The 4,620-nt window shown below is 61.1% G+C and carries 4 protein-coding genes; all 4 read right to left on the bottom strand.

Translation table 11 applies throughout. From position 1 onward, the window contains the following. Window positions 1–1,253, bottom strand: a 1,253-nt coding sequence (locus tag H5U38_15900; protein ID MBC7188507.1) for a hypothetical protein, incomplete at its 3' end; no start/stop codon positions are given. Window positions 1,254–1,275: 22 nt separating this feature from the next. Further along, window positions 1,276–1,962: a FecR domain-containing protein gene (locus H5U38_15895; GenBank protein MBC7188506.1), complete on the bottom strand. Its 687-nt coding sequence runs from the start codon at window positions 1,960–1,962 to the stop codon at window positions 1,276–1,278. Window positions 1,963–1,995: 33 nt separating this feature from the next. Then, complete coding sequence (locus H5U38_15890) at window positions 1,996–3,168, bottom strand: hypothetical protein (GenBank protein ID MBC7188505.1); 1,173 nt, start codon at window positions 3,166–3,168, stop codon at window positions 1,996–1,998. Between the two features lie 350 nt (window positions 3,169–3,518). Beyond that, the gene (locus tag H5U38_15885) at window positions 3,519–4,268 is read right to left on the bottom strand and encodes a hypothetical protein (protein ID MBC7188504.1); all 750 of its coding nucleotides are present in this window, start codon (window positions 4,266–4,268) and stop codon (window positions 3,519–3,521) included. Window positions 4,269–4,620: the final 352 nt, after the last annotated feature.

The raw sequence follows: 4,620 nt of genomic DNA, 5'->3' as shown, positions 1-4,620 counted from the left end.
GAAGACGGTCCCCAGACCACCGAAGAGGTATCGTCCTTGACCTTGAGGAGATTCAGGCCGAGGAGAAAACGGTTGGGACGGCCAAAGCTGGGGCGCACGCCGTAGAGCATCTGGCGGTAGGTACCAAAGCGCTGCACTCCGGTGGAGTCCCCACGGCCTTCCACCGCCCGGTAGGTCTCGCCGTAGACGATGTCAACATTGATCACCCCGGTGTGCAAGTAGCCGTAGACGCCGCGCACTCGCTTGCCCCAGAGGACCAAGTCGTTGAAGCGCGGGTTGGCATCACCCACCTGCACGCCCAGCCATGGGAGCTCGAGGCGGAGAGAATACCGGTTCCTCGGTTGAGCATCCTTCTTCTCTCGCGAGGTCAAGAAGAGGTCAGTGCGATAGGACAAGGCCCCGTACCTGCCGGCCAATGACCCGCCGGTCTGGTAGGTCTCTTCGGTGATGGTGCTCACATCCTCGTAACGCAAGTCTGCATAGACGCGTCCGCTGAACTCCCGCGCAGCGCTGGCCAACCCTCCGGAGGTCACCACAAAACTCACCCTTGCCGGCTGCAAGGGACGACCATTGCGATCGGTACCTCTGAGCTCGGCGGTGTGTCTGCCCGGCGGTAATCGCTTCGGTACAAACGTGACCAGGGCACTGCTGACCTCGGCCCGCCTGGTCACGTCGCGATCATCTAGCAGCAAACGATAGCTGCTCGAGTCGACCTGAGCGGGGTCGCCGCGCAGCGAAAAGGCCACGACCACCTCGTGGGCCGCCACTTTCTCGTCTGGCTGGGGGCTCAATACCATCAGCTCCAGCTCCGAGTAGCTCACCTTCGGGCGTGCCTCGGGCTTGCTCGGCCGCTCGGCCACCAGCACCTGCAGAGGCTCGTAGTAGGGGTTGAACTCAGGGTAGGTAAGAATGGTCTCTGCGTCAAGTACCACCGAGATGAAGTACTCGATGCGGGGTGCCACCACATCCCGGGCCGGGATCTCACCTACCCATTGATCGACCCCCTCCCGCATCTCGACGTAGCGGTACCCTTGTTCCTCCGGTCGGCGATAGTAGATGCGGGCCTCCATGGCCCTCTGTTGCGTGCCCTCGATCTTGATAACGAGCTCAACGGGCTCGCCGGCAAACGCGCTGGTCACCGGAAGGTGGACCACCCGGGCCTGAAGGTCCACCTGGGCCTGGGCTCTCGCCGCTGCCAAAAGACTCAGCGCTACGCAAAGGAGACAGAGTGCTAAAGAGCGGACCATTTTCATACGGAATGTTCCTTCCATGGATTCAGCGTGGATGGTACCGGATGAGTAGGTAGCGCTTTGCGCCGCTCTCGTCACGAAACTCGATGCGCAACATGCCTTCTTCAGCCTGGACGTCCACCCCCGTTTCGCCCCAGTCCGGCACATTCTGCGAGTCAGACGCCGCTGGCGGTGTGTCCCGCCCCATGGTGCCGGTCTGGCCGGAGCCGACCAGCACGGTGCCCAGGCTGTTCATCAGCTCGACTATGCCGTCCAAAACGATGGCGGTCGCTGCACCATCCTCAGCCACCAGCAGGTAGAACTCGGTCCCTTTCACCGCCGCCACACCGGATGGAGTCTCCAGCCGATAGCTGCCTGCTCCTTTGGTGATCTTGGCCCACAGTTCGCCGGCGCCAACGGTCAGCCGCTTGTTCACGGTGCCCGCCTGTCGCTCGCCTTCCAGGCTGATTTCCGTATCCGAGCGAATCTTGAGCAGGCTCTTGTCGTCGGTGAAAATGAGGGTGGCTAAGGAGTTTTCGCCAGTGCGTATCCGAGTTCCGGAGCTGAGCCGTGTGCCCCGGGCAGCCGTCCTCCACCGGCCCTCAGCCGCAGTGCCTATCTCGACCTTTCCGGTGCTTTTCAGAATCACGGCGATGTCCCGAGCAGTGTCAGCAAAGGCAAGGCTGACAAAAAACACAATTACCAAGGTCAAAACCGCTCTCTTGCGACACATCGTTCACCTCACCACTTGCTCAACGCCGCGCGGCTATTGTTCCAGCACTTCGAAGGAAAGCTCGGTGCCGCTTTGCTGCAGTTGCCTTACCAGGCTCACCAACTCTGCCACGGTCATCGCCCTGCCTTCCCCGTCCTGCACGAGGCCAGTGAAACGGCAGCCATAGAGCGGGCCTCCCGCCGCGAAGAGCGCCTCAGCCACCTCGTCGCCTAGCAGCGAGTGGAGCTGCGCGAGAAGCTGGAGATGCTCAGGCGAGGTGTCCCCCGCGCTGAGGGTAGCTACCTTGAACCCCCAGATTTCGCTCTCCATCTCCACGGTCGTCCCGGAGGTAGGCACAAGGCCGGTGAGCCGCCAGAAGTACGTGCGCCCTTCCTGTAAAGGCAGTACCCCCGTCTCGGGGTACTGGAAGAAGGTCGAGGGCACGACTACGGTATCTGGGCTCGACGGCGGTGGCGCCCCAGGGCCGCGATGCACGCGCAGGTATGTGCTCAGCCTTACCTGGTCTTGCAAGATCTGCTCGGGGCTGGCATCGATGGGCACGTGCACATCCACGGGTTTCTCGGCCACCACCAAGCGAAAAAGGTCGATGTCCGACTCCCAGAGAAAGACCGGCCAGATGGTGTACACCAGCGGCAAATCCTCACCCTCCACGCGGGCACCCGGCGCCACCAGGTCAAGCGTGGAAGGATTGGTGATGTCCATGCTCAGAGAGGCGTCATCATGCATGCTTGTCGACCATGCGTCGTACACCTCGATGGTCAGAGTGTAGATATCGGGTCGCAGCTTGCCGTGGGCAAATAGGTAGTCTTGAAGCTCGGTGGCTACCTGACGGTTCCAATCGTACTCGACGAAGGAAAACCGCCCCCCTTCGCGAACGAGGTTCAGATTGTCGAGCCGCAGCACCTCAGCTGGGCCCAGAGTAAATGTGTCTGTCTTACCCCAGGCGAGCAGGCCAAACTCCTGGCTGGCTAATTGCACCCGAATGTAGATCTGCTGCGCAACTGGGCTCGTGTTACGCAGCTCTGCCCAAAAGATCGGCGTGCCAGTGCCTGAGCGCGTCAGGTCCAAGTCCGCAAGGTAGAACGTGCGCACGTCGGTGAACAATCCCGTGGTGACCCTAACGGCCTGGGCGGACGCACGCTGGACAAAAAGAACTGTCAGCGCCCACAGCACGACGCAGGCCCCTGTTATCTTTCTTGAACCCATGATTACCTCCATTTCTGGCCAACCCTCAGAGTCTCTCCGCAAAGTGAATGCCACTCAACAAGAAGAAAACCCGACCGCGCCTTGCCGCTGATTCTTCAGCAATTACGCGAGCGCTCGGTGTGTGCCGGGACCGCCCAAAGGTGTCTCGTTTTGAGCCACTGGCGGCAAGTCTGCCACTTTTCGGCTTTGGCCGGCTCCCATTGCAAGGCTGTCTGGTGCTGTCCTGCCTGGCACTCGCTCCATGCGGCAAAATACGTGCGCAACGGTGTGGGGGGTGTGACCAGACTCACTATCCGCGCTTTTTTTGCGGGAAAGCCGAACAGCTGCACCCAAGAGCGGCACCACGTTAGCTAAGGCCGCGTTCTCCTCGTGGTCTGCCTCCCTCTGGGCCGCGGCGGCTTAGCCATAGCCACGCCTGTCCGGTAGACGCTGGTGACAAAGGCAAACCGCAAGGGCAGCGTGTAGAAAATCCCCACGCAGCAAAACAGGAACCCTACGATTTCCATGAGCACGCTCAAGATCAGCGTCCCCAGCGCACCCCAGAATTCGGCAAAGGCCAACTTGCGGCTCGCCTCCATGCACTCCCAAAAGCCAGCCTTGGTGTCGACGATGGCCTGGGGCACGAACACGTAAAAGGTGCTCACAACGATTATTCCTGCCAGCAGCACCACCGAGCCGAGGACGATGAGCAACACGCCGACTGCGGTTGGCCCTTCAACTGCCAGCACGACGATGCCGCCGGCGAGCATAGCGCCCCCGGGGAGAGCTGCCGCCGCCTGGAAAAGAGCCACCACAATGGCCGCGGGCACCGCGCTGCTCAGGTAATCGAACCCACGGAAGAGGTCGCCAATCTGCACAGGACCTGCCTCGTCGTGAGCGCGCAGCGCGGCGTAGGTCAGACCGCAGTCGAACCCAGGTTTGAGCACGAAGAGCATGGCAAACAGCAAGGGCAGGGAAAACGGTAAGAGGGCCCAGAAGCTCTTTGCGATGCCCAGAACAGCCAAGTAGAGCAGGCCCATCACCAGAAACTGGCCAAACCAGGCATGGAGCACTTTGAACGAGGTGTTAAACCCCGTGCCGAGGCGAATTCGCTCTGCCATATGCACCCTCCTCACAAGTAGGGACAGGAGCAATCTTGCGCCGCTCTAAGATAGCATTTTTCCAGAGATTGTCAAGACAAAAATGTGGTGCCGCACCGGACTTCGAGGAGGGAAAGAATGCGGAAGCGACCGCGCGCAACGGGCGAGGTCCGCCTGGCGACCGCCTCCAGACAGACCTCGGCACAAGAATGCGCTGGCTACTTGCTGCCGCGCAGCACCAAATGCCAACCGATCGCTTTGCCCCAGGCCTGCGGGAGAAGCATGAACACCGGACACAGCACCCGGTTGAAGAGGAAGGCCTTTACTCCCTTCCGTGTGCTCTTGGCAGGGCGAGGCGGACGCTCAAGGTAAG

This window comes from Calditrichota bacterium (genome assembly GCA_014359355.1).
Taxonomy (GTDB): domain Bacteria; phylum Zhuqueibacterota; class Zhuqueibacteria; order JANLFK01; family Oleimicrobiaceae; genus Oleimicrobium.
This window is presented reverse-complemented; position numbering and strand designations above follow the sequence as displayed.